This window comes from Ferrimonas sp. YIN67 (assembly GCF_057219095.1).
The window spans coordinates 132,848-157,171 of record NZ_JBXVVJ010000005.1 but is presented as its reverse complement, the minus strand read 5'-3'; the positions used below and the strand labels follow the sequence as shown (position 1 = coordinate 157,171).

The following is a 24,324-nucleotide window of genomic DNA, read 5'->3' as shown; positions in this document are numbered from 1 at the left end:
ATTACTGATAGTTACATCCCCCAATAGCTAGCCAAACTGCTAGAATGACGCCTCCCGGGCATCCCGCCCAAGCTGTACAGAGGAACCCTGAGCGTCATGATGGAACCCATGCTATTGGTCTTCCCGCTGGTGTTGGCCCTAGTCGCCACCCTGGTCGGATTCCCCCCTTTAATCGGCTATCTGCTGGCAGGCTTCGCCCTGTTTGGCGCCGGGATCGAGGCCCTGCCCTTCCTGGAGCCCATCGCCGATCTCGGGGTACTGCTGCTGCTGTTCGCCATCGGTTTGAAGCTGGATCTGCGCAGCTTGATCAAGGCCGAAGTCTGGGGGGGGGCCAGCCTCCACTTGGGGATCACCCTGGTGGTGGCCAGCGCCGCCATCAAGTTATTTGGTGCACTGGGGATCAGCCTTTTTGCCGCCCTGTCGCTGGAGCAAACCCTGGTACTGGCCTTTGCCCTGGGGTTCTCCAGTACGGTCTTTGCCATCAAGGTGCTCGAAGAGCGGGGCGACAGCCAGACCCTGTACGGCCGAACCGCCATTGGGATCCTGATCATGCAGGACCTGTTTGCCGTGGTGTACCTGACCGCCAGCAAAGGTGCCCTGCCCTCCGTCTGGGCGCTGGGCCTACTCACCCTGCCCCTGCTGCGCCCCCTCCTCTACCGCCTACTGGATAGGGTCGGCCACGGTGAGATGCTGGTTCTGTTCGGTCTGGCCATGGCCCTGGTGCCCGGCGCCGCCCTGTTCGATCTGGTCGGCCTCAAGCCCGATCTGGGCGCCCTGATCATGGGCCTGTTGCTGGCGGGACATAAAAAAGCCAACGAACTGTCCAAATCCCTGTTCCTGTTTAAGGAACTCTTCCTGGTTGCCTTCTTCCTGACCATAGGTCAGCAGGGCCTGCCCACGGGAAGTGAAATCGTGGCAGCTGTGGCACTGATGGTGTTGTTACCCTTTAAGGGCGCCCTGTTCCTGGGGCTGTTGACCCGTTTCCGTCTACGTCTGCGCAGCGCCATGATGGCAACCCTAACCCTGGGGAACTTCTCCGAATTTGGCCTGATCGTCCTGACGGCGGCCATCGCCAGTGGCACCATGGATCCAGGCTGGTTGCGCGTAATGGCCCTGGCGGTCACCTTCAGCTTTATCATCTCCGCCCCGTTATCCGATCAGGGACAGACACTCTATCGCAAATGGAAAAATCGACTGGGTGGCCTGGAAAGAGAAGTCTTGCTTAAGGAGGAACAACCAATCCAGATGGGCGATCCTCGAGTGGTGATCGTGGGCATGGGCCGGATCGGCTCCGGTGCCTATGACGATCTCAAACAGTATTATGGCGATCGGATCCTGGGGATCGATCACAAGCAAGATGCGGTTGATCATCAACTGGCCGCCGGCCGAAACGTTGTCATGGGAGACGCAACCGATACGGATTTCTGGGACAAGTTGGAACACAGCGGTGGACTCGAACTGGCCATCCTGGCTATGCCCTACCACCACGGTAATGAATTTACTGCCCAACAACTGGCCCTGATTGGCTTTACCGGCCAGATTGCCGCCGTCTCTCGTTGGCCAGAAGAAGCCGACGCCCTCTACAAACTGGGCGTCCACCGGGTTTACAACATCTACGAGGCCGCCGGAGCCGGTGTTGCCGAGCAGGTGATTGAACTGACGGGCGTCACTCCGCCTGATGGGACTGGATCAAAGACATAACGTACTGCATCGTCTTGCGGCAATCCGGCTGCTCCATCAGCATCTGTTTGTCCTTCTCAATCAGGGGAAGGACCTCCAGCCAACGTTGACTGACCCAACAGGCGTCATCCAGCTCAAGATCGGGATAGAGATCCGCCAGCGCCGGTTGGGTATCGTACAGGCGGCGCAGTGCCTCTCCCAGCATGGCATACCCCCCCCCAAGGGGACGGGAAGGCCAGTTGGGAACCGGCAAAACCCGTCCCATCCAAACACCGTCTGGCGAAGCCCAGACCTCTGAGATACGCACTTTCTGCACCCCCTCCACCACAATGGAGAGCGAGTCATCGTCCAGCTGATGAAAATCCACCACTTGAACTTGGGTGGCAATAGGATAACAGGGCATTTCAGACTCTTCGCGGTTCATGCAGACCACGAGCCAGGCATTATCTTCCTTGAGGGAATTCGCAACCATCCTTAGCTGCCCGGGAGTAACGATGCGCAGCTCCTTTCGCCCTTGAGGCAATACCGGTGCCTCAATAGGGAGCAGCGCAGTCTCTATGCGTTTCATAGAGCCTCCGGTTGCAGCGATGGGGTCATTTTTTAACGTTCAGACGGGAGCCATCATTCTCCCGACAGGCGGTACCAGTTTAGACCATCTGGATCTCGAACTTGTTTCAAGTTTAGTGTGTTGATCGCCATTGGGCCTTCCGACTCACCTTTTAGGGCCGAGGTTTCAAGCGGAAAAGTCGATTACTGAGATGCGCTTTTCCCGTTGGAGCCCGTCACCGGCGTCGTGCCAATATTAAGGTGTCAGATGAGGGTAAAGCTTTCCCAGCAACCCGACCCCGACAACGGTCAGCAAGGACGCAGGCCAGCAATACCATCTCATCATCCCTGTGATAACCGGCCTCATCAGCCGGTTTTTTTTTGCCTCTCTATCAGCACTCTCTCTGGCAAGGAAAGACCCTCCCCGAGAGAGGCCCAGACAGGATCCCGGTTTCGCTGGCTCGACCTCAAGGGGCAAAAAAGCGCCATGACCCAAAGGTAATGGCGCTTGCTTTTGCAGGGAGGATGGAAGGTTAAGTCAGCGCCAGCTCTTTCGACTGTGGCGTTTGACGCCGTGCGTCGAACCGGGCCCAGAGCCGCTCATGAAGGGTATACCCCAAGGTGTTGACCATTGGCTCGATGACAGCCAACAGGCCACCTACCACCAAGCTTCCAGTGATCATATACGCCAGTAAGAAGGCGATACTAAAATGCATCATGGCAAAGGTGAGGGTCTTAGTCATACCGGGCTCCAGAGGCTGAACGCTGAACTTGAACAAATGATATCAATTCTCATTCGTAACACAAGGGCAATTCTAAGAAGCTCTTAATCTAAAAAATCGATGAGGAGCAGATCGAGACATTCACTCCGCCGAGCAGATGTAAGCCTGCGGATCCCGACGCAGCCCTTCAAATTCTGCCACCAGTTCCTCTCCCATCTCGGCCGCCCGCTCCCAAGCTGTGATCCGCGATTCCGTGTCCAACCGTTTAAAATCCGTTCGATCCGGTAACTTGCCCCCTGGCAGTCGCTCAACAAAGGCCTTGGTCGGCGCCAGTATCACCACCTTGTCGAAATTGTCCCCGGCTCTGCGCCAAGGGAGCGACTTATCAAACCAACCCGGGACGGCATCCGGATAAAAGTGGGGGTACAGCGTCAGTTTACCCTGGCGCAGAGCCGGGAGATCCAGATGATAGTCGGTCACCCCTCCATCAAAATAGCGCCCCGGGGCCGTGCCGGGGAGATCCCTGACACCGGGAAGCACCATAGGGATACTGCCACTGGCCAGCAGTGCTGGGATCAGACTCTGTGCAGACAAAGTCGCACTTCGAGTAGGCAGATCCGCCATCCCGCTGAACACAGAGTCAGCACCGGCATGCAGCACCCACCGTTGCCACAGGGCGGTGATGGCACGGCGATCGAGCAGGTTGATACCCGCGGTCAGTACCGCCCCCAGCGCCGACACTGAAGGCAGCGGGGAGGAAGCCGGGCCCCGTCCCCGGCAGACAATCACGTTCAAGTGCCTATTGGGATGTGTCAGCATCTGATCATGGCTACCTGGCTCAAAAGCGGCTTCCAACAAACCTCGACACTGGGCCTCCACATCCTGAGGAGTCGGCTTCGAGTCATAGCGCTGGTGAATATAGCCAGACTGAAGGCGGGCATGTGCCTCAAGGGGATCGGGATGGCACAAGGCAGCACAGCGCCACGCTCCGGATGAGGTCCCCATCAAACTCAACGACTGATCCCTAGATAAAAAAGCCTGGCTCAAGTGTCGATCCAGCGCGGCCAAGGGCAACCACTTGGGACCGCCACTGGCGGCGATCCATTTATCAAATAGCCCAGGGACCATTCCCTCTTGCTCTATGAGGCGTCGAGCCGTCGGCCCGACCACCATTTGTAACATTTTCAATGATAACTCCCTGATAAATAACGCCAGCGATAACAAGTTAGCAACACCGCTTTTTGACTTGGTCCCTTTTTCGATTGCCATCGGCGCAAGCGCAGAATGTTAAGATTTGGAATTTAGCGCTGTTTTTTGGACTAATCGCTCCTAGAACCACACATTTGTCTGCAACTCTCCGCATCGCAATCACCAAATCATGCCTGGCCCTAGGGCAATCCCTCTGAATTTCATTTCTCACCGGGACTAATGCGCACCACTTTGTTCACTTTTTGTCAACTTAGTGATAAACATAAAATAACGCCACGGTGATCTGGATCACAAAAATCCAGTTATACTTCCTTGAAGGATTAGGGAGTCACCCGTGGCTTAATAAGGGTCATCCCGGTTAGCTGGCCGACGATGCACCTTCTGGCGCTGTTTTTAGGAAGGAGAATCATCATGCGCAATTCCAAAACCTTGATCGCCTCGTTAGCAGCCACTCTGCTATTGAGCGCTGGCGCGCAGGCCAGCCAATTAGAGTTGAGCAAAGGCTTTTTTGCCACCGCCGTCAACGGTGACGCCGTCTCCGTCCACGCGGATTCTGTCGCCTTGACTCAAGGGAAGCAAGTGGTCACCGTTCGCCATGAACAGAACGTCATTCATAACCGTGAGCAGAACGACTTTACCGTGTCCAAGCCCATCTACTTGGTCTTCGATGCCCAGGGCAGTGGCACCTACCAGCTCAGCAAAACCCAAGACGGGTTACAACTGACTCAGAACGGCCGCGCCGTCGCAGTGAACGTACTGCAAGGGGACCAAGCCCTTAACTTTGCGCTGTAACACTATCAGTCGCAGAGAAAAAACGGCGCTAATGCGCCGTTTTTTGCGTCTCTACCGTCGATTTTGGAGCGGGAGCCAGCATACAATTCCCTGATCTGTTACCACCTCCAAGGACGAAACATGAGATCCTTTCTCCCCCTGCTCTGCGCCCCTTTACTGTTTGCCTGCCAACCTATGGTTGAAGGCCCCCTGCCATCGAGCAACCTGAGTGTCGATCAATGTTATCAACTGGAGACCCGCCTGGGCACGCTCCTGCTGGGCGTCGACACCAGCCAGACTCCAGTCTCCGGAAATAACTTTCACCAGTATGTTGAAAGTGGTTTCTATCAAGACACAATATTTCACCGCGTCATCGACGGCTTTATGATCCAAGGCGGCGGTCTGACCGAGACTCTGGAGCGAAAGGCAACCAGTGACCCCATCCTCAATGAGGGGCAGGCCGAGTTGAGCAATTTGCGGGGGACCCTCGCCATGGCCCGGACCCAACATCCAGACTCTGCCACCTCCCAGTTCTACATCAATCTGGTGGACAACCCCAACCTTGATGTACGAGGTCAACGACCTGGCTATGCGGTGTTTGGTCAGGTGCTGAGCGGGATGGAGATCGTCGACACCATTGCAACCGTCGAGACCCATAGCCAGGGGGGACACAGAGATGTCCCAGTAGAGCCAATCACCATCGACCAGATCGTGCCGACTCGCTGCCCTAAGCTGCCCTGAGCCGATCTTAAGGCACTCAATAGCACAAGAAGTGGGGTAAGCACTGTCCCAGCTGACGGTCAAGCCCCACCTTTATCCTCCGCCCAAAGCGGCGTACACTCCGGTCATGCTTACTTTGTCCCAGCGGGTCACCATTCCCGCCCATGAACTCGAGTTTCAGATGATCCGGGCCAGCGGCCCAGGCGGTCAGCACGTCAATAAGACCAGCACGGCAATCCAGCTGATCTTCGACGTCAAACACTCCCAATCCCTGCCCGACTATTACAAAGAGCGGATCCTCTCCCGTGCCCACCCAAACCTCACGGCCAGTGGCAAGATCATCATCAAGGCCCAGCAATATCGCTCCCAGGAGATGAACCGGCAAGACGCCCTGGCCCGGCTGAAAGCCTTGATTGATCAGGCGATGGTCGTTGTAAAAAAGCGGGTTGCCACCAAACCCACGCGCAGCTCTGTACGCAAACGGGTCGACGCGAAAAAACGCCATGGCCAGACCAAGGCACTTCGAAGTCGCAAGTCATTTGAATGAACCTTGCGGTGATCCTGCGGAGATTAGACCAGTAAAGTGCTGCCAAATTCATTAACGTCGTTATAATGGCTCAATCAATTTAGAACACGGAGACAAGTGGTCAGATTTCAGCCACGAGCTATTTTTGTCGACTTTTAACCGTAAGTTCGCAGGGGATGGAGACATGATGTCACACAATGCACAGATCTTGCTTCTAAATGGGCCCAACCTGAACTTATTGGGTCGCCGGGAGCCTGGCCATTATGGCCATCAAACTTTGGACGACATCGTCACTGGGTTACGAAACCAGGCCGACAAGGCCGGGATCAGCCTGTCCCACCTGCAGAGCAACAGCGAAGCCGAGCTGATCGAAGCGGTCCACACTAGTACTGCGGATTTTATTCTGATCAACCCCGCTGCCTTCACCCACACCAGCGTCGCCCTGCGCGATGCACTGCTGGGCGTTGCCATCCCCTTTATTGAGATCCACCTTTCCAATGTACATGCCCGTGAACCCTTCCGACATCACTCTTACTTTTCGGATGTGGCCCAGGGCGTGATCTGTGGACTGGGGGCCGAGGGCTACCGTTTTGCCTTTGAAGCAGCCCAAAGTTTTTTGCAAAAACAACAAACTGAGCAACAGGATTAAGCGCCGCTATGGACATTCGCAAGATTAAAAAACTGATCGAACTGGTACAGGAATCCGGCATCGCCGAGCTGGAGATCACCGAAGGTGAAGAGAGCGTACGCATCGCCAGCACCAACGCCCCGGTAGCCGCCCCAATGGCTTACGCAGCACCGGCCCCGGCCGCTGTGCCTGCTGCAGCTCCCGTCACCGCTCCAGCTGCCGCCCCCGCGGCCGCCAGCGATGCCCCCGCAGGCCACCAGGTGAAATCTCCGATGGTTGGTAGCTTCTACCGCGCAGCGACCCCGGGCGCCAAGCCATTCGTCGAGATCGGCGATACCGTTAACGTGGGCGATACCCTGTGCATCATCGAAGCGATGAAGATGATGAACCAGATCGAAGCCGACAAGGCCGGTGTCGTCAAAGCCATCCTGGCCGAAAACGGCGACCCGATTGAGTTTGATGAGCCCCTGTTCATCATCGAGTAAGGAAACGCCTCATGTTGGATAAAGTGGTGATCGCCAACCGTGGCGAAATTGCCTTGCGGATCCTGCGCGCCTGTCGCGAGTTGGGGATCAAAACCGTGGCGGTGCACTCCACCGCCGATAAAGATCTGAAACACGTATTGCTGGCCGATGAGACCATCTGTATCGGTCCCGCGCCCGCCAACCAGAGCTATCTCAATGTTCCGGCTTTGATCGCTGCGGCCGAGGTCACCGACGCCATCGCCATCCACCCCGGCTACGGTTTCCTCTCTGAGAATGCCGACTTTGCCGAACAGGTGGAAAAAAGCGGCTTCATCTTTATCGGCCCGAAAGCCGACACCATTCGCCTGATGGGCGACAAGGTATCGGCCATCGAAGCGATGAAGAAGGCCGGCGTACCTTGCGTACCAGGCTCCGATGGCCCACTGGGCGACGATGCCAAACGCAATGTTCAGATCGCCAAACGCATCGGCTACCCGGTGATCATCAAGGCCGCCGGTGGTGGTGGTGGTCGTGGCATGCGTGTCGTGCGCAAAGAGAGCGAACTGGTCGAAGCCATCGCCATTACCCAGTCGGAAGCCGGTAGCTTCTTTGGTAACTCCGTGGTCTACATGGAGAAGTTCCTGGAAAATCCACGTCACGTGGAGGTTCAGGTACTGGCCGATGGCCAGGGCAATGCCATCCACCTGGGTGAGCGCGACTGCTCCATGCAGCGTCGCCACCAGAAGGTGGTGGAAGAAGCCCCGGCACCCGGGATCACCGAAGAGATGCGTAAATTCATCGGTGAACGCTGTGCCCGCGCCTGCATCGAGATCGGCTACCGTGGTGCCGGAACCTTCGAGTTCCTGTTTGAAAACGGCGAGTTCTACTTCATTGAGATGAACACCCGTATTCAGGTAGAGCATCCTGTGACCGAGATGGTTACGGGTGTGGACTTGATCAAAGAGCAATTGCGCATTGCCGCTGGTCAGCCCCTGTCCATCACCCAGGATGACGTGCAGATCCGCGGCCACGCCATGGAGTGTCGCATCAACGCCGAGGATCCGGATACCTTTATCCCCTCGCCTGGCACCATTGCCCACTTCCACCCGCCTGGTGGTATGGGGATCCGCTGGGACTCCCATATCTACGCTGGCTACAAGGTGCCGCCGCACTACGATTCCATGATCGGGAAGCTGATCACCTATGGTGAAAACCGTGGGATCGCCATTGCCCGTATGCGCAACGCCCTGCGTGAACTGGTCGTCGATGGGATCAAGTGCAACGTCCCGCTGCAGCAACGCATCATGGACGATGAGAACTTCCAGAACGGTGGTACCAATATCCACTACCTGGAGAAGAAGCTCGAAGCGGAAAAGTGATCGCATCCCCCTGAAAAAGACGGCTTAGGCCGTCTTTTTTTTTGGCAAAACGGGATACGACCACAGCTCTATCAAAAAATTCTCCTAATTAATCGAATGGTTTGCCGCTATTTTTCACATTTTCTTTAGGCGGAAAATGGACTGAAATACGCCATGAAACAAGACCAAACAACATCAAACCCCCAGGGTAAAGGAATACGTTATGACACAGGCAACCATTCTGATTTTTGCAATATTATCCGGCAGTGCATGGGCCAAAGGCGGGCAACATGAAGCAGATCGTAACCTCTATCCTGCAGAGAATAATCTACCGTTGACGCAACGAAACAACATCACGACTCAGCACCTTCCCAGCCTGTCATCAGCAGAGCGCGATCTGCGCTGGCAAGCCCCCGAGTTCCTCCCCCATGGAACGGCACAAACCCAAGCTGTCAGCCATGCGGTCAGCCACCATGAAGCGGATCGTATGGAGTTGACACCCAGCTCTGACCGTACAGCATGCTAAGCCAGCGCCCTTTACAAGCAACGCCCTGAACAAAGGCCAGGACAGGGCGTTGTCGCCAAGGGGCAACGGCTAACGCTGACTCAATAGCCACCTAGTCGCGTTTGCTGCAATCATCGAAACGATATGGTCTCGCCCCACCACCGGGCCTGGGCCAGCCCTTATGATCCGAAACAAGGCATGGGCACCGACGGGGAGTGACACTCCCTGCCCAATCAGACAGAGAAACGAGTACCAAGACTCTGAGGAAAAGCCCGACGCGAAGTCGTCAGCTGATTGACCACAGGCAATAAAGGGACGACCAGTAGCCGCCCCTTGTTGCCTTAAAACGACTTACCGGCCTCGACCTGTGGGTTTGCCGCCTTTACCTCCCCCACCATTGTCCCCCCCTGAGTCACCGCCACCATTCGCTGCACCACAGTCGGCACCAAGGTAGTCACTGGCCGCTTTGGCCTGCACCAGGCCATGACCATAGGCGTTGTCACGGCCTGCGGTGCCAAGATCTTCTGCCGTGGCATTGAGCGCGGCGCGGATCTGATCATTGCTGCAGGTCGCATGGTGGCTCCACACCAGGGCCGCCACCGCCACCACGTGAGGCGTGGCCATGGAGGTGCCATTGAAGGGGGCGTAATTGCCTGCCTCGACCGTCAAGGTAGCACTGCCCAGGCTGGCCAGCAGGGTCGCACCATCAAGGTCGCTGATCCCTACCGAGGGGATCCCGGTGTTGACCCCCCCCAAGGTGCCGTACAACATACCGGGTTCATTGTTGTAGATCACCGCCCCTACTCCGCCACCGGCCTCACAGTTGAGCACTTTATCGGAGAAAGCGATGTTGCCACGCTGGATCAGGCAGAGGTTACCCGCCGCGGCACTGCAGGCGGAGTCACCCAGGCCACAATCCACCAGGGTGCCATTGACCGAGCCGATGGGGCTGCCCTCCAGGCCGGCCGCCGCCACATCACCGGCTCCCGTGCTCAATGACGCCACACTGGCGGTGCCCATGGGCACAGTGGACAATATCCCAACCCCTGGAGCAGACAGCTCCACCTGATCCGTCTGCTGGGAGAAGTCTGCCACCATCTTGCTCTCATCAATGGCCGCGACCGACACCACGGAGCCGTAGGAGGCCGGGTAGGAATGACGGGTATTGCCATCATTCCCGGCCGCGGCGATGCTCAGGATCCCCTCACTGTTGGCCTGGGCAAAGGCGCTTTCCTCGAAGCGGCTCTTGCGACTGCCCCCCAGACTCATGTTGATCACCAGGTTGTCGCCCCCCTGAGCCGCTTTGCAGGCATCCAGGGCCGCCACCAGGCCAGAGGAGTATGCCCAGCCATCGGCACCAAACACCTTGATGATGTGCAGGTTGAGGTTACCCGAGGGCAAAACACCGAGTACTCCGGTATTGTTTCCCCCGATGGCGGCTATGGTGCCAGCCACATGGGTACCATGGCTGTTCTCATCACTGTTCCAACTGCCGGTGCCCGGATCGTCGGTACCGCTGATCATCGCCCCCTGGTACAGATCTTCGTGGCCGCCATCGTAGCCGGAGTCGATGATGCATACCTTGGTGTTACCTGCGGCGGCATCCGTGAGCAGATCGGCTTGCACCATGGGCACCCCATAGGGCGTGGTCTCCGCCAGCATGTAGCGTTTGACGTCCTCTTCGACGTATTCGACATTGGGGTTATTGGCCAGGGCCTGGGCCTGACCGGCATTGAGGCTGGCGGAGAAGGCATTACGTCCCTTCAGGGTGCGTTTGATCCGCCCCTGACCCACTGCGGCGGCCACTGCCTGTCCTTTGCCAGCCTGGAACTTAACGATATAGCGGGCATCCTGTGCCGAAGCGGTAGCGGGCGCCAGCAGGAGTGCAGCAGCGACCCCCGCCAGGGCCATGTTGAAGAATGAGTGTTGCATTGTCTGGCTCCCTAAAACACTAAAATGTCTAACGGAGCAGCACGAACCCAAGTGGGCCTCGACAACCTAGCTGCGGATCCCCAACCTAGTCGCTGTCGCCACGGATTGCAAAATAGCTATCGCATCTATGCCCTTATCGGCCACAACAAAACAACGCCTCCCAGGGGAGGCGTTGTGGATGCCAGAGTCTTTACAGGATCCTCGGGTGGAGCGCCAGTTTTCGCCTCAGGTAGCCGATCTGAGCCTGGTGGTTGAGATCCTTCGGGCAGGTGTCGGCACAGCCCAGCAGGGTCATGCAACCAAACACGCCGTCCTCATCGCCGATCACATGGTAAAAATCATCCACCCCTCGGCGATCACGATCATCCAGCGCAAAGCGGGCCACCTTGTTAAAGCCTACGGCGCCGACAAAAGTCTCGCGCATCTGGGCCGTGGCACAGCTGGCCACACAGCAGCCGCACTCGACGCAGCGATCTGTTTCATAAATGGACTCGGCCAGATGGGGCTCCATCTTCTGCTCCATGGCATCCATGCTGTGGGGCGTTTCTCCCTTGGGGTGGAGCCAGGCACCGATCCGTTCCGACAGGCTACGCATAAACTTGCCGGTATTGACCGACAGATCGCCGATCAGCTCAAACCCGGGCAGGGGCATCAACTTGATGCGACCGTCTTTAAAGTTGGCCGTCAGGGTACGGCAGGCCAGAGTCGGCAGGCCATTGATCACCATGGCACAGCTGCCGCAGATCCCGGCCCGGCAGACAAAATCGAACTGCAGGCTGGGATCCTGCTGCTCCCGCAACATTTTCAGTGCCACGAACACCGTCATGCCCGGCGCTTCCTCCAGCTCAAAGGTTTGCATCCTGGGTTTCTCCCCCTCGACAAAGGGGTCAAAACGGAAGATCTCAAACGTCAGGGTACGGGCGCTCATGCTTGCTCTCCTGGGGCTTTAGGGTTCACAGCCCGGCGGGCGTTGGGTTGATGCAGTGCCTCTGGCAGCGTCTCAAAAACATCAGGATTCAGTGCCTTGATCCGCTCCAACGGCGCCGCATCGGGATGGGCCTGATCCCAGGCATCGATCTCGGCCTGGCGTTGCTCGGTCTGCGGGTGGGCGATGGTGAGATCCTTGCCGTATCCCCGAAAGCCGGGCGGCAGCTCCATGGCCATGACATCCAAGGCTTCATACTCGATCTTCGGGGCATCCTCCCCCTCGGGCCAGCGCACCAGGGTCCGGTTCAACCAGTCACGATCATTGCGCTCAGGATAGTCCTCCCGGGCATGGGCCCCGCGGCTCTCGGTGCGGTCCCGGGCCGCCGTGGCGATGCACAGGGCCACTTTGATCATTTTACGCAGGCGCAGGGCCTCCACCAGCTCGGGGTTGCTGTGGCGTTTCTTCGTCTGGAGGGTCAGGCTGCGGCTTTGCCGTTCGAGTTCGGCCAATTCACTCACCGCCTCCTCCAGCTGTGGGCCGTTGCGGAAGATCCCGACCTTCTCCATCATGATGGTTTCCATGCGAGTGCGCAGCGCCACCGCACTCGGTCCTTCCCCGTTACCGGAAAGCAGCTGGTCGATCTCCTGACGAACCGCATCGCCATGACGGCGAGCCAGTCCCGGCTCGCCCATGGCATTCACCTCACAGGCATCGGCCACCTTGTCACCGACGATCATGCCCGCCACCACAGTTTCACTCAGGGAGTTACCGCCCAGGCGGTTAAAACCGTGCATGTCCCAGCAGGCCGCCTCACCGACGGCATAGAGGCCATCAAGACCATCACTTTCGCCATCGGGTTTGGTGCGCACCCCACCCATTGAGTAATGCTGGGTCGGGCGCACCGGGATCCACTCCTCGGCAGGATCGATCCCCAGGAAGTTTTCACAGATCTCTTTGACTTCGCGCAGATTCTTCTCGATGTGCTCACGCCCCAGGATGGTAATATCCAGCCACAGGTGATCACCATAGCGGCTCGGTACCCCCTTGCCCTTGCGCATATGCTCGGTCATGCGGCGGGACACCACATCCCGGGAAGCCAACTCTTTCTTATCCGGCTCATAGTCCGGCATAAAACGGTGGCCATCGACATCCCGCAGCAGCCCGCCGTCGCCACGGCAGCCTTCTGTGGTGAGAATGCCCACGGGCACGATGGCCGTGGGATGAAACTGCACCGCCTCGGGGTTGCCCAGTGCCACCCCGGCATCCAGCGCCAGTGCCGCCCCCGTTCCTTCGCAGATCAGGGCATTGGTGGAGACCGACCAGAGCCGCCCCCAGCCGCCGGTGGCGATGGTGGTGGTGCGGGCCAGGTAGGCGATCAACTCGCCGCTGATCAGATCCCGCACTATGGCCCCGTGACACCGCTGGCCATCGTGGATCAGGCGCAGGGCCTCGACCCGCTCATGGATCTCAATTCCAGCCCCGATCGCCTCATTATCCAGGGCGTAGAGCACCGAGTGGCCGGTGCCGTCGGAGGTATAGCAGGTGCGCCACTTGGCCGTCCCACCAAAGTCCCGAGCCTGGATCAGCCCGTGAGCCGACACCGGCTCTTTCAGGGTGACGGACTCGGCATTGACCACAGCCTTACGGGGACCCGCCTTGATCCGGCTCCAGGGCACACCCCAGGTTGCCGCCTGACGCACCGCCTTGGGTGCCACATGGGTAAACATCCTCGCCACGGCCTGATCACAGCCCCAGTCAGAGCCCTTGACGGTATCGAGGAAGTGAACATCTTCGTTGTCCCCCTCTCCCATCACCGAGTTACCCAGGCTGGCCTGCATTCCCCCCTGGGCCGCCGACGAATGAGAGCGCTTAGCCGGTACCAGGGACAACACCGTAGCCTGATGACCCCGCTGTCGACACGCCAGCGCCACCCTGAGCCCAGCCAGGCCTCCGCCGATCACCAGAGCGTCGGTATAGATTGTTTTCATTTTTTGCTCACTCACTTAGCCACCATACTCCAGCGCATAACGCACAAAGGCCACTAACGCCGCCAAACCTACTCCGATAAACACCGTACTGAGCACCAGACGCAGCCGGATCAGGTATTGCCTCTGGCTCGGCAATACGGGAAACCACTTAAGGATCACCCGGTACAAACCAATCATGGCATGCACCTCAACGGCAAAAAGCATAGGCAGGTAGAGCCATAGCATCCCCTGCTCCCAGACCCGTCGTGCTGCCCCCTCCGGACCAATGGTTTCGGGCTGGCTGATCATGGTCCACAAGTGTGCCGGTAACAGCAGAAACAGCACAAAACCCGTAATGACCTGTAATCGCCACAACCGCGTCTCAGGATGGGGCTGTTGACGCAGGTGCCGACTCAACACCCACCACTGATTCAGGTTCTGGGGAAACTTACGTAGCGCCGTCAGGGCGTGCAGCGCGACCAGCAGCAGGATCCCCATCGCCATCACGCTCACCACCCAGGGGTAGCCATGGCCGTCGTCACTGAGAAACCCCAGCTCCAGACTGCGAGCGATGAAATTCATCGCTTCTGGCCCCAGCAAGATGGAGGAAACCAGCAGCAGGTGCAGCCAGAGAAACAGCGCCAGGGCAGCACCGGAGGCACTTTGCACGAGATCGATCCAAGCGGATAAACGGTAAAAGCGACGAGATAGCGTGGCAGGCATGATGGCTCCTTATCAATGCCAAGTGTCGCTAGCAGTATTTATCAGCTTGAGACATCCGCCAACCCGATCCAGAACAAACTTTCACAGGTTAAGGAAAGGTTGTCGCTACATTCTGGCTAAACAGAAACAGGCCATTATTCACCTGCATCAACAGACTGGCTGTTCCCAGCACGATCAAATAGACCGCCAGGCGGCGCATCCAACGGCGCCCATTGATGCGAGGCTCAGCATAAGGACACCATTTGAGCCAGAGCCGGGCCATACCTGCCACACCATGGATCACCGAGGCGGGCAGCAACAGGCCATACAAGAGCCACCCCCCTTCAAACACGATCCTAAGGGATGAGGGCTCCGCCCCCAGGCTGTGTGGCTGGGTCATCATGGTGATCAAATGAATAGGCAGCAGGATCATCAGGGCCGCACCGGTCACCACCTGTACCAGCCACAGCCGAGTACCGTCATGGCGCACCACATTGATGTGTTGGCGCAACGCCTGCATCTTGCGCCACTCGGTTGGCAGGCGGCGCATCACGCCAATCACATGAACCAGCAGGAGCACCAAAACCACCAGCACCGCCAGGATCACCATAAAGCCATAGCCAATCCCGGCGGGATCGGCCCATCCGGCATGAAGGAACCAGGCCACCGCGTCGAACGCCTCTGGACCCAACAAGACACTGGCTTCCATGTGCAAATGAACGAACAGGAACAGCGTCAGGGCCGCACCGGCTATCCCCTGCATCAGATCCATCCGGGCCGGGCCCCGCCCGAGCTCTAACAACTTGCGCATAGTTTGATTGCCCCGTCGATACACTTTAGCCACAACACTACGCAGTGCTGACGAGCACTGATTTGACCGGGATCATGTTCTGAAAAAAATACCCATAGCCTGACCGATAGACGGGAGGCGGATCACAAACCAAATTCCTCCTTGAACTTAGGGAAAACACTGGCACAACGCCTCAGAGACATTACAATTCGCCCATTGCTATCGACAGAGATAAAAACACCATGGCCTGGATCCAACTGCGCCTCAACGCTACCGCCGAGACCGCCGACACCATCAGTGATCAACTGATGGAGCTGGGCGCCGCCTCCGTCACCTTCCTGGATGCCCAGGACACCCCTGTATTTGAGCCCCTGCCCGGCGAAACCCGGTTGTGGGGCGATACCGACGTAGTCGGTTTGTTCGACGCCATCGTCGACATGAAGCCAGTGATTGAGAAGCTCAAGCAACTGCCGGAGCTGGCCAATCAAATGACTTACAAAGTTGAAGCGCTGGAGGACAAGGACTGGGAGCGGGAGTGGATGGAAAACTTCCACCCCATGCAATTTGGCAAGCGCTTGTGGATCTGCCCGAGCTGGCGCGAAGCCCCGGAGCCCGATGCCGTTAATGTGCTGCTGGATCCCGGTCTGGCCTTTGGTACCGGCACCCACCCTACCACCGCCCTGTGCCTGACCTGGCTGGACGGCCTGGATCTGTCCGGCAAGTTCGTGGTCGACTTTGGCTGTGGCTCCGGCATCCTGGCCATCGCCGCAATCAAACTGGGCGCCGCCGACGTGGTCGGCCTGGATATCGATCCCCAGGCCCTGACCGCCTCCGCCGACAACGCCGAGCGCAATGGCGTCAAAGACCAGCTCACCGTCTACCTGCCCAAGGATCAGCCGGAGAACATTCAGGCCGATGTCGTGGTCGCCAATATCCTGGCCGGTCCGTTGCGCGAACTGGCCCCGGTGATCAGCGCCTTAGTCAAACCAGGTGGTCAACTGGCCCTCTCCGGCCTGCTGCAGGAGCAAGCCGAAGAGCTGCGCACGATCTACGGCCAATGGTTCGATCTCAACCCCACAGCCATCGAAGGGGACTGGTGCCGCCTGGATGGCATCAAGCGTTGAGTCGCCCCTGAACAAAGTTCTTCACTTTGACAGTCCAGACCAGTAGAAAAAATAGCCAACTCAAGGGCAACCACGTAAGTAAGTAACCGCTAACGTGTTTGCCCCCTTCGAATAAGGTTTGGTCACCAAGAAGTCAAGCTAAAAAATTTGCTCTGCGTTCATTTTCTGACCTTCCCACACCCCTAAAAAAAGAGTAAGATTCGCCCCCTTGTTTCGGATGCGGACGCGTGTAACTCATGAAAATTGGACCCTATCATCTGGAAAACCAGCTGATCGTGGCGCCGATGGCCGGTGTTACCGATCTTCCTTTCCGCCAACTGTGTCGCCGGCTTGGTGCCGGGTTAGCCGTGTCAGAGATGCTCTCTTCCAACCCTGATGTTTGGAAGACAGAGAAATCGATGGCCCGGATGGATCACAGTGGCGAAGACGGGATCCGCTCCGTCCAAATCGCAGGCTGTGAACCCGAGTTGATGGCACAGGCGGCGCGCTTTAACGTGGAGCGCGGTGCCCAGATCATCGACATCAATATGGGATGTCCAGCAAAAAAAGTTAATAAGAAGCTGGCTGGTTCAGCCTTGCTGCGCCACCCGGATCTTGTGCGCCAGATCCTCAATGCCGTCGTCGACGCCGTCGAGGTCCCTGTCACCCTCAAGATCCGAACCGGTTGGGATCCGGACAACCGCAATGGCGTCGAGATCGCCCGTATTGCCGAACAAAACGGCATTGCGGCCTTGGCCGTGCACGGTCGAACCCGACAGTGCATGTACAAGGGCGAAGCCGAGTACGACACCATTGCGGCCATTAAGCAGGCCATCTCCATTCCTGTCATCGCCAATGGTGATATCGACAGCCCGGAGAAGGCCAGAGAGGTATTGGATAAAACCGGAGTCGACGGACTCATGGTGGGTCGTCCTGCACAGGGGCGCCCCTGGATCTTTCGCGAGATCCACCACTACCTGGAAACCGGACAACGCCTGGCGCCGCCGCCTAAAGCGGAGCGACAGGCACTGATGCAGGAACACCTCGTTGCACTGCATGACTTTTACGGCGAACCGCGCGGCATGCGCATCGCCCGAAAGCATGTGGGATGGTACCTGGATCACCAGCAACAACCGGAGCTGCGTCGCCAATTCAACCAATTGGAATCGGCGTTAGCGCAGCGTGAGGCCCTAGCCGGCTTTTTCGAGCAATTTGATTGTTAAGAGACAGAGCAAAGACAGTATGTTTGATCAGCAGAACTCCTTTTCTGAAGCGCACCAGCTGACCGTAGGTCAGATCGAAACCCCAAACGGTACCGTGAAGCCGCAGCTGCTGCGTGACTCCGTAAAGCGCGCCGTAAGCAACTACTTTGCTCAATTGGATGGCCAAGAAGCCTCCGAAGTGTACGAAATGGTTCTGTGTGAAGTTGAACAGCCACTGCTGGACATCGTGATGCAGTACACCCGCGGTAACCAAACCCGCGCCGCCAACATTCTGGGCATCAACCGCGGTACGCTGCGCAAGAAGCTGAAGAAATACGGCATGAACTAAGAACCGCCCGGTTCTCATGCGTAAAACCCGAGCCTTGGCTCGGGTTTTTTGTTGCCTTTGAAAGAGTGACTCACTCCACCACTGGATAGTGCAACCGGCCCCAATCCTCATTGGGTTTGTCCATCATGATGGTGAGGATCGCCGGCACGATGGCCCGCATCAGGGCCACGCAATCGCGCAACTGGTCGCGGTTCAGGCCACTGTTCCAGGTGGCCCCACCGTGGATAAGCTGGTTGCGCAGGGTGTAGATCCGGTTAAACACCACATTGAGCACCCTTTCCGTGTCCCCATTACCCAGGGCCCGTTTGACGTTTTTCTGATCCTTGTCGAAGGACCACTTCCAGCCATCCTGGCATTCAGGGTTCTTCTGGCACTCCCAAAATGGCTGAAACACATAGGGATTGGAGAGCAGTACCCGGATCGGCCCAGAGAACTCCTGCCACACCAGTTGATCCAGGCATTCGCTGCGATCAACCCGATGCAGGTGGTGGATAAAATCCCGCAATGCTTTGATCTCCGGGGGATGATCACTGCGCAAATCGTTGGCGTAAGCGGCGTTAAACGCTATCCATAAAAACAGGAACTCACCGTCGGGATCGTTATCGCACAGCTCCGAGCGCTGCAGCCAGCTCAGTGCTCGGTGGATGCGTACCGATAAAGCCTGATCCCATCCGTCCCGCTGCGCCCGGTGGCGCTGTTTCAATACCTCATATGCACTCATGGTCCGTCCTTGTCCTGTGCTCATACTTTGGTCTAATCCGATGCTTCACCTTACCATGGAAACATGACCATGCGTGGTTCTGTGTCATGCCTGCCGATCAATGGGGAGCCGCCAGAAAATGAAATGGCCAGGGGCACCCAACCCGCATATTTGGGCTCCATCCACTGGAGCAGATTTGCCCTCTTCCGCCTAACTGGTAAACTCTTGCTCCAATATCGATTGAACCCACTTTGAGCACGAGGATCCCGATGGGACGCAGTTTTGAAGTTCGTAAGGCCTCCATGGCCAAGACCGCCGGTGCAAAAACCAAGGTCTACTCCAAGTACAGTAAAGAGATCTACGTCGTGGCCAAGAACGGCACCCCGGATCCCGACGCTAACCTGGCGCTGCGTAGCCTGATTGAACGCGCGAAGAAAGAGCAGGTGCCCTCTCACGTAATTGAGAAGGCGATCGAAAAAGCCAAAGGTGGTGCCGGTGAAGATTATGAAGCCGCCCGCTACGAAGGCTTTGGTCCGGGCAACTGCATGGTGATCGTCGACTGCCTGACCGACAACAACAAGCGTACCTTTGCCGAAGTACGTCAGTGCTTCGTTAAGACCGACTCCAAATTGGGCGGTCCGGGCACCGTTGCCCACATGTTTGATCATCAAGCCATCTTTGCCTTTGCCGGCGATGATGAAGATGGGATCCTGGAGATCCTGATGATGGACGACGTCGATGTGACCGACGTAGAAGTGGAAGATGGCATGACCACCGTCTTCGCTCCGCACACCGAGTACTTCAAGGTGAAGACCTCTCTGACCAACGCCATGCCGGACATCAAGTTCGAGATGGAAGAGATCACCTTCGTTCCCCAGACCTACACCAAGATCGAGGGTGAAGAGGATCTGGCGGCATTCGAGAAGTTCCAGGCGATGCTGGAAGACTGCGACGACGTACAGAACGTTTATCACAACGCCGAACTGTGATCGAACTCCTCTGATAGCTGATAGCTGATAGCTGATAGCTGATAGCTGATAGCTGATAGCTGATAGCTGATAGCTGATAGCTGATAGCGGATAGCTGATGGCAAGAATCAAACCCCTGGGCATAAGTCCGGGGGTTTTGTCATAGAGAGACCGGCAAAAAACACATCACTGCGAGAAAATCGCTATAATCCCGCCATATTCGTTTTTGAGGTGTTACCCATGTCCACGGCCGTTTTGGAGTTGAACCCGGGCGATGAATACATAGAGCTGTACAAGGTACTGAAGATCGAAGGATGGGTCGGTGCCGGCAGCGAAGCCAAGATGGTGATCGACGAAGGCCATGTACTGGTCAACCATGAGGTGGAAACCCGACGGCGTCGCAAGCTGGTGGCTGGTGACAACGTGATATTCGGTGAAGAGTCCGTGATGATCACCGCCAGCAGCCGTCCTGCCAGTGAAGCCCCGAAAAAACACGCTAAGCCCGCGAAGCCTGCCAAACCCAAAGGCCGGCCCAGTATTAAGTTTTAAAGGATCTTTTCATGTCATTTCCAAACGACGCCAATGGCGAACTGCTTGAGCTGATGCAAGGCGAAGGGATCGATCTCTCCCAGAGCCATATGCTGGATTTCTATGTGCTGTTCGGCAGTGAAAAACAGGGCCAGCTCAGTGCCGATGCGGCAAAAGAGGCTTTCCCGGATGCCGGTCTGTTCTTGAACCGCTCCGAAGAGACCGGCCAGTGGGAACTGCGCCTGCAGGCCGAAATGGTGCCTGAATATGACGCCATCTGCGCCATCGAGGCCAAACTGGCTGCCCTGTGCAAGCCCTTCAAGGGCAAGCTGGACGGCTGGGGCATGCTCGAGCCGGAAGAGGATCTGGACGAAGACGAGTAAATCCTTGTTTCGCCCAAGCCATCACAAAGCCCCCGTTCAACGGGGGCTTTGTTGATTAAGCGGACAGGCTCCAGCACCCGCCCAATCAGAACTGATATTGCAGCAGCAGGGTTGGCCCCTGGTAGGAAAAACGAAGGTCGATGTCCGAGGCGCTGCGATCATGGTCCACCGTCAATCGGTAATACTGCCAGGCCACGCCAAACTCCCACTGCTTGCCGAGCTTTCGATTGAGCTGGGCCCGCAAATCCACCAGACGCCCTCGATAGTCGTCGAACTTCACGGCGAAATACTGAGCCGAGAGCACCGCTTCCCATTTGGGAGTGATCAGCCAATGCCCCACCAGGCCCAGATCGGGTAACGGGGCCGTCAGCTTCTCCTCCACACTCTCAAGCCGTTGCTCTTGCTGCGAATCCCCAATCAAAGCCAATTCACCATCAAGCTGTGCCTGGATATCCATCACATGGATCCCCAGAGTACCCACCAAGCTCAGCGCCTCTTTCTGCCATAAGGTATAGCCGTAATAGAGCTGGTAGATATCGATATCCAGTTCAGAGCGGATCAGGGAGCCACTGTCGATCCGATACGTCTCCCCTTCCCAGTCAAACTCAAATCCCCGATTCACCTCACGGCTGACGGCATTACGATGCAAAGTGATGTAATTCATCGCCATCAAATGTCGCTCATTGAAGCGATAAGCGACCTCCAGCATGGGACTGAACTTGGACTCCTCCAGCCCAAGATCCGATTCAAAATCGATCTCCCGGGCAATACCCAGCTCCGGCACCCTGGCACCGAAACTGGAGTCCACCGAAGCCCAGAATCCACCAACCCGAATGCTGACATCGGGTACCATGGTCGCGGCCTGAACAGGCGCCGCCAGCAGCAAAAGAACCGCAAAGAAGAGGGGCATGGCACTCACTCTTTGTGATGAAATCTGTATGAAAGGTAGAACTTTGGGATTAATCTGTCGCTTAGAGTGGTAACAAGCCGTCATGATTCTGCTAAGCAAACATGTTCAGTACAGTATCCTGATGGCACACTATTGCCCCCATACAACCCGACTTTGAGGACACCCATGCAAAAGCATTTGATTGCGGCCTCTCTCGCCGCCCTGCTGATCTCCGGCTGCGCCAGCACCGATCCCTACACCGGCGAGAAAAAAACCTCCAACGCCACTTCCGGCGCCGTAATGGGCGCTGTCGGCGGTGCCCTGATCGGAGCCGCCAGCTCTTCCCGTGGTGACCGCAAAAAGGGCCTTCTGATCGGCGCCGCCTCCGGTGCTGCCCTGGGGGGCGGGATCGGCCACTACATGGATCGCCAGGAAGCCCAGCTGCGTGAAAAGCTTGCTGGCACAGGCGTCTCCGTGGCCCGTCATGGTGACAATATCCAGTTGATCATGCCCAACAGCCTGACCTTTGATGTCGGCAGCGCCAAGCTGAAGCTGCCTGCCATCAACACCCTGCAGGGCGTTGCCATGGTGGTTCAGGAGTTTGACCAAACCGATCTGCGCATCACTGGCCACACCGACAGCACAGGCAGCCGGGACCTGAACATGCGCCTGTCCAAAGAACGGGCCGAATCCGTTGCTACCGAACTGCTTCGCCAAAATATCTCTGTAAGCCGTATGGCGACTCAGGGAGCAGGGCCGGATCAACCGATCGCCAGCAACCAGACCAAGGATGGACAGGCCCAAAATCGCCGGGTAGAGATCGTCCTGACCCCCCGCGGCTAAATCCAACCCATAGAACAAAGCCCCTGCCTTTTACAAAGCAGGGGCTTTTTAATGCACAGTGCTAAAGCCGGACTGAAAAGTCGCCCCGCTTTATGGAGATCCCCCCTAACGCATGCGACCAATGCGGCGACGAATACGACGCCAACGGGCATAGATCAGCAGGTAAAGCCCGGCCAGAGCAAAAGAAGCCAGGGTCCCCCCCATAACGCCCAGCCTGGGATAAAGCAGTGCAACCGCCAGGGTATAGATGATCAGACTGCCGACCCCAAAGGGAAAATACTTGGCCAACACCATGGCCGGCTTGTTGTCATAGCTAATCTGCATCAAAAGCATCAAAGAGAACAAGATCAGGGGGAAGGAGGCCAGGAGACCGGCCCATTTGGGCGGAAGCCAGTTTGCCAGCCCGGTAAACGCCACGACCAACAGGGCAGCCAGGCCAGCACGGGCCCACACCATCCAGGGTTTCTGAGTCACCGCCGTAAAACTCGGATCCGCGATTGGGCGCAGCAGACGGATCGCCACCAAGGTACCAATGATGGCCCAGACTACGCCCCAAGCCCCCATGGACGGTAACTTCTGCGCCAGAGCCCCTAAAGCCAGGTAACCCAGTATGGCCAGTACCATGGGCCACCAGGAACGCCAAGCAAAACGCTGAGCTGAATGGGTATAGATCACAACAAACCCCAGGCTCACGACCAAGCCTATCAGGCCATAATAGGCCGAGCGAGAAGCATAGTCCGTCCCTTGCTCAATGCCGTAAAAAAACAGCAACAGGGCAATCCCAAGAGGCAAACCAGACAGGACCCCTGCCCATTCCGGGCCAACCCGTTCAGCAATTCGGGCCAGTCCAATCACCATGCCGACGGCCACCAACACTTTAGTTATCAATAAAAGATCCATCACCACTCTCTTGGACAACAGCACCACAGGGCATTGGTCAACGACCATTCACAAACATACGCTCAGTGTTCAAACACAGATGATCCCCTTAAGGCCCTCCATCAACAAACCCCGAATTGACTAGATTCAGCGGACCGGACGCAAATTAATAAGCCCTTGCACCCGAGCACGTCGCCACAAGGTGAATAACCAGAGATAAATGCCGGCCACAAAGAACGAAAGCAGCGTTCCAGCAAGGGGTCCGATCTTGGGATAGAGGTGCGCAACCGACACCGTGTAAAGGATCAGGCTGCCCAGGCCGTAGGGAAAATTCTTCGCCAGTACCATGGCTGGGCGGTTGTCATAGCTCAGTTGCAATAACAGCATCAGGGGAAACAAGACCAGAGGAAAAGATGCCATCACCCCGGCCCATTGATGAGGAAGCCAGTATGCCGCCGAAGTGATCAGTACCACCAGCATCGCCGCCAATCCCGCACGAGCCCATAACAGCCACCAGCCTGGTGCTGCGGCAACAAATCTGGGTTCGGGGACACTGCGCAATAGCCGTATTGCAAGAACGGCGCTGACCGTCGCCAGAAGCACGCCCCAAGCCCCCAATGGTGGCAGAGACTGACCGAGTGCGGCCAGGCTGAACAGGCCCACCAGTGCCAAGATCAGAGGCCACCAGGATCGCTGGGGCATACGGTAAGCAGCCAGGGTGTAGATCACGACAAACCCAGTTGTCGCAACTTGGCCGATCAGGCCGTAGTAAGCAGCCTGTGAGGCGTAATCCGCCCCCTGTTCTATCCCATAGAAAAAAAGCACAATAGCCGTGCCCAAAGGAAAGCCGGATAAAACACCGGCCCAGTCGGGGCCAACCTGTTCCGCCACTCGGGCTAACCCCACGACCACGACCACGGCTATCCCAATTTTTGCGAACAGTAGTACGTCCAACCCAGCCTCTGAACCGCGATACCCAAACAATTTGGCCGCACGATAGCAGAGTTAAAGCGCAAATGTTTCATTCCTTTT

26 protein-coding genes and 1 pseudogene are annotated in these 24,324 nt (G+C 57.2%); 15 read left to right on the top strand and 12 right to left on the bottom strand.

Annotation, left to right across the window (positions count from 1 at the left end):
- Positions 1-96 precede the first annotated feature (96 nt).
- Entirely contained in the window at positions 97-1,701 is a 1,605-nt protein-coding gene (locus tag AC2D8U_RS12605) for a cation:proton antiporter domain-containing protein (protein ID WP_484619418.1), read from the top strand.
- Here the strand turns inward: AC2D8U_RS12605 and AC2D8U_RS12600 are convergent.
- The 3 genes from AC2D8U_RS12600 to AC2D8U_RS12590 all read right to left on the bottom strand — a co-directional run bounded on the left by AC2D8U_RS12600 (position 1,667) and on the right by AC2D8U_RS12590 (position 4,136).
- A complete protein-coding gene (locus AC2D8U_RS12600) occupies positions 1,667-2,248 on the bottom strand; it encodes an LON peptidase substrate-binding domain-containing protein (protein ID WP_484619417.1) in 582 nt (193 codons plus the stop codon). The genes AC2D8U_RS12605 and AC2D8U_RS12600 overlap by 35 nt on opposite strands.
- 511 nt (positions 2,249-2,759) lie before the next feature.
- Positions 2,760-2,969, bottom strand: coding sequence for a DUF2061 domain-containing protein (locus AC2D8U_RS12595; RefSeq protein ID WP_484619416.1), 210 nt, complete (start codon positions 2,967-2,969; stop codon positions 2,760-2,762).
- Positions 2,970-3,089: 120 nt separating this feature from the next.
- Complete coding sequence (locus AC2D8U_RS12590; protein WP_484619415.1) at positions 3,090-4,136, bottom strand: patatin-like phospholipase domain-containing protein; 1,047 nt, start codon at positions 4,134-4,136, stop codon at positions 3,090-3,092.
- A gap of 432 nt (positions 4,137-4,568) precedes the next feature.
- Between AC2D8U_RS12590 and AC2D8U_RS12585 the strand changes: the two genes are divergently transcribed.
- The 7 genes from AC2D8U_RS12585 to AC2D8U_RS12555 all read left to right on the top strand — a co-directional run bounded on the left by AC2D8U_RS12585 (position 4,569) and on the right by AC2D8U_RS12555 (position 9,150).
- Positions 4,569-4,949: a DUF2057 family protein gene (locus tag AC2D8U_RS12585; RefSeq protein WP_484619414.1), complete on the top strand. Its 381-nt coding sequence runs from the start codon at positions 4,569-4,571 to the stop codon at positions 4,947-4,949.
- Positions 4,950-5,069: 120 nt separating this feature from the next.
- Positions 5,070-5,669, top strand: coding sequence for a peptidylprolyl isomerase (locus AC2D8U_RS12580; protein ID WP_484619413.1), 600 nt, complete (start codon positions 5,070-5,072; stop codon positions 5,667-5,669).
- A 106-nt stretch (positions 5,670-5,775) separates the two neighbouring features.
- Positions 5,776-6,195, top strand: coding sequence for an alternative ribosome rescue aminoacyl-tRNA hydrolase ArfB (gene arfB, locus AC2D8U_RS12575; protein WP_484619412.1), 420 nt, complete (start codon positions 5,776-5,778; stop codon positions 6,193-6,195).
- A 166-nt stretch (positions 6,196-6,361) separates the two neighbouring features.
- Entirely contained in the window at positions 6,362-6,823 is a 462-nt protein-coding gene (aroQ, locus tag AC2D8U_RS12570) for a type II 3-dehydroquinate dehydratase (protein ID WP_484619540.1), read from the top strand.
- Positions 6,824-6,831: 8 nt separating this feature from the next.
- Entirely contained in the window at positions 6,832-7,287 is a 456-nt protein-coding gene (gene accB, locus AC2D8U_RS12565; RefSeq protein ID WP_484619411.1) for an acetyl-CoA carboxylase biotin carboxyl carrier protein, read from the top strand.
- Between the two features lie 11 nt (positions 7,288-7,298).
- Positions 7,299-8,645, top strand: a complete 1,347-nt coding sequence (accC, locus tag AC2D8U_RS12560; RefSeq protein ID WP_484619410.1) for an acetyl-CoA carboxylase biotin carboxylase subunit — start codon at positions 7,299-7,301, stop codon at positions 8,643-8,645.
- A gap of 202 nt (positions 8,646-8,847) precedes the next feature.
- A complete protein-coding gene (locus tag AC2D8U_RS12555; protein WP_484619409.1) occupies positions 8,848-9,150 on the top strand; it encodes a hypothetical protein in 303 nt (100 codons plus the stop codon).
- A gap of 330 nt (positions 9,151-9,480) precedes the next feature.
- Here the strand turns inward: AC2D8U_RS12555 and AC2D8U_RS12550 are convergent, their stop codons facing one another.
- From AC2D8U_RS12550 to AC2D8U_RS12530, 5 genes are all read right to left on the bottom strand, one after another.
- On the bottom strand, positions 9,481-11,061 hold the full coding sequence (locus tag AC2D8U_RS12550) for a S8 family serine peptidase (RefSeq protein WP_484619408.1): 1,581 nt from the start codon (positions 11,059-11,061) through the stop codon (positions 9,481-9,483).
- A 190-nt stretch (positions 11,062-11,251) separates the two neighbouring features.
- Positions 11,252-11,989 (bottom strand): fumarate reductase iron-sulfur subunit, encoded by a 738-nt coding sequence (locus AC2D8U_RS12545; RefSeq protein WP_484619407.1) that lies wholly within the window; start codon positions 11,987-11,989, stop codon positions 11,252-11,254.
- A complete protein-coding gene (locus AC2D8U_RS12540; RefSeq protein ID WP_484619406.1) occupies positions 11,986-13,977 on the bottom strand; it encodes a fumarate reductase flavoprotein subunit in 1,992 nt (663 codons plus the stop codon). Before AC2D8U_RS12540 ends, AC2D8U_RS12545 begins: the two co-directional genes overlap by 4 nt.
- A 15-nt stretch (positions 13,978-13,992) precedes the next feature.
- Positions 13,993-14,679, bottom strand: coding sequence for a fumarate reductase cytochrome b subunit (locus AC2D8U_RS12535; RefSeq protein WP_484619405.1), 687 nt, complete (start codon positions 14,677-14,679; stop codon positions 13,993-13,995).
- A gap of 88 nt (positions 14,680-14,767) precedes the next feature.
- Complete coding sequence (locus tag AC2D8U_RS12530) at positions 14,768-15,469, bottom strand: succinate dehydrogenase/fumarate reductase transmembrane subunit (protein WP_484619404.1); 702 nt, start codon at positions 15,467-15,469, stop codon at positions 14,768-14,770.
- A gap of 221 nt (positions 15,470-15,690) precedes the next feature.
- Here AC2D8U_RS12530 and prmA point away from each other — a divergent pair, with 221 nt between their 5' ends.
- The 3 genes from prmA to fis all read left to right on the top strand — a co-directional run bounded on the left by prmA (position 15,691) and on the right by fis (position 18,102).
- Positions 15,691-16,572, top strand: coding sequence for a 50S ribosomal protein L11 methyltransferase (gene prmA / locus AC2D8U_RS12525; protein WP_484619403.1), 882 nt, complete (start codon positions 15,691-15,693; stop codon positions 16,570-16,572).
- 236 nt (positions 16,573-16,808) lie between these two features.
- Positions 16,809-17,774 (top strand): tRNA dihydrouridine synthase DusB, encoded by a 966-nt coding sequence (gene dusB, locus AC2D8U_RS12520; protein WP_484619402.1) that lies wholly within the window; start codon positions 16,809-16,811, stop codon positions 17,772-17,774.
- A 19-nt stretch (positions 17,775-17,793) separates the two neighbouring features.
- Positions 17,794-18,102 carry a DNA-binding transcriptional regulator Fis gene (fis, locus tag AC2D8U_RS12515; protein WP_013343972.1) on the top strand — a complete coding sequence of 103 codons (309 nt, stop codon included), beginning with the start codon at positions 17,794-17,796 and terminating at the stop codon, positions 18,100-18,102.
- Between the two features lie 70 nt (positions 18,103-18,172).
- On the opposite strand, the gene AC2D8U_RS12510 is transcribed toward fis, so the two are convergent.
- Complete coding sequence (locus tag AC2D8U_RS12510; RefSeq protein WP_484619401.1) at positions 18,173-18,823, bottom strand: hypothetical protein; 651 nt, start codon at positions 18,821-18,823, stop codon at positions 18,173-18,175.
- 248 nt (positions 18,824-19,071) lie between these two features.
- On the opposite strand from AC2D8U_RS12510, the gene AC2D8U_RS12505 reads away from it, so the two are divergent.
- From AC2D8U_RS12505 to AC2D8U_RS12495, 3 genes and pseudogenes are all read left to right on the top strand, one after another.
- Positions 19,072-19,791, top strand: coding sequence for a YebC/PmpR family DNA-binding transcriptional regulator (locus AC2D8U_RS12505; protein ID WP_484619400.1), 720 nt, complete (start codon positions 19,072-19,074; stop codon positions 19,789-19,791).
- A gap of 219 nt (positions 19,792-20,010) precedes the next feature.
- Positions 20,011-20,232: pseudogene (locus AC2D8U_RS12500) on the top strand (RNA-binding S4 domain-containing protein); the annotation flags it as partial.
- A gap of 98 nt (positions 20,233-20,330) precedes the next feature.
- Complete coding sequence (locus AC2D8U_RS12495) at positions 20,331-20,681, top strand: ribonuclease E inhibitor RraB (protein ID WP_484619399.1); 351 nt, start codon at positions 20,331-20,333, stop codon at positions 20,679-20,681.
- A gap of 85 nt (positions 20,682-20,766) precedes the next feature.
- On the opposite strand, the gene AC2D8U_RS12490 is transcribed toward AC2D8U_RS12495, so the two are convergent.
- Complete coding sequence (locus AC2D8U_RS12490) at positions 20,767-21,591, bottom strand: hypothetical protein (protein WP_484619398.1); 825 nt, start codon at positions 21,589-21,591, stop codon at positions 20,767-20,769.
- A gap of 165 nt (positions 21,592-21,756) precedes the next feature.
- Here AC2D8U_RS12490 and AC2D8U_RS12485 point away from each other — a divergent pair, with 165 nt between their 5' ends.
- Positions 21,757-22,413, top strand: coding sequence for a YiaD family glycine zipper/OmpA-like lipoprotein (locus tag AC2D8U_RS12485; protein WP_484619397.1), 657 nt, complete (start codon positions 21,757-21,759; stop codon positions 22,411-22,413).
- Between the two features lie 105 nt (positions 22,414-22,518).
- Here AC2D8U_RS12485 and AC2D8U_RS12480 read toward each other — a convergent pair whose 3' ends face one another.
- Both AC2D8U_RS12480 and AC2D8U_RS12475 read right to left on the bottom strand, forming a co-directional pair.
- Positions 22,519-23,301, bottom strand: coding sequence for a hypothetical protein (locus AC2D8U_RS12480; protein ID WP_484619396.1), 783 nt, complete (start codon positions 23,299-23,301; stop codon positions 22,519-22,521).
- Positions 23,302-23,439: 138 nt separating this feature from the next.
- Complete coding sequence (locus AC2D8U_RS12475; RefSeq protein ID WP_484619395.1) at positions 23,440-24,246, bottom strand: hypothetical protein; 807 nt, start codon at positions 24,244-24,246, stop codon at positions 23,440-23,442.
- Between the last annotated feature and the right edge of the window lie 78 nt (positions 24,247-24,324).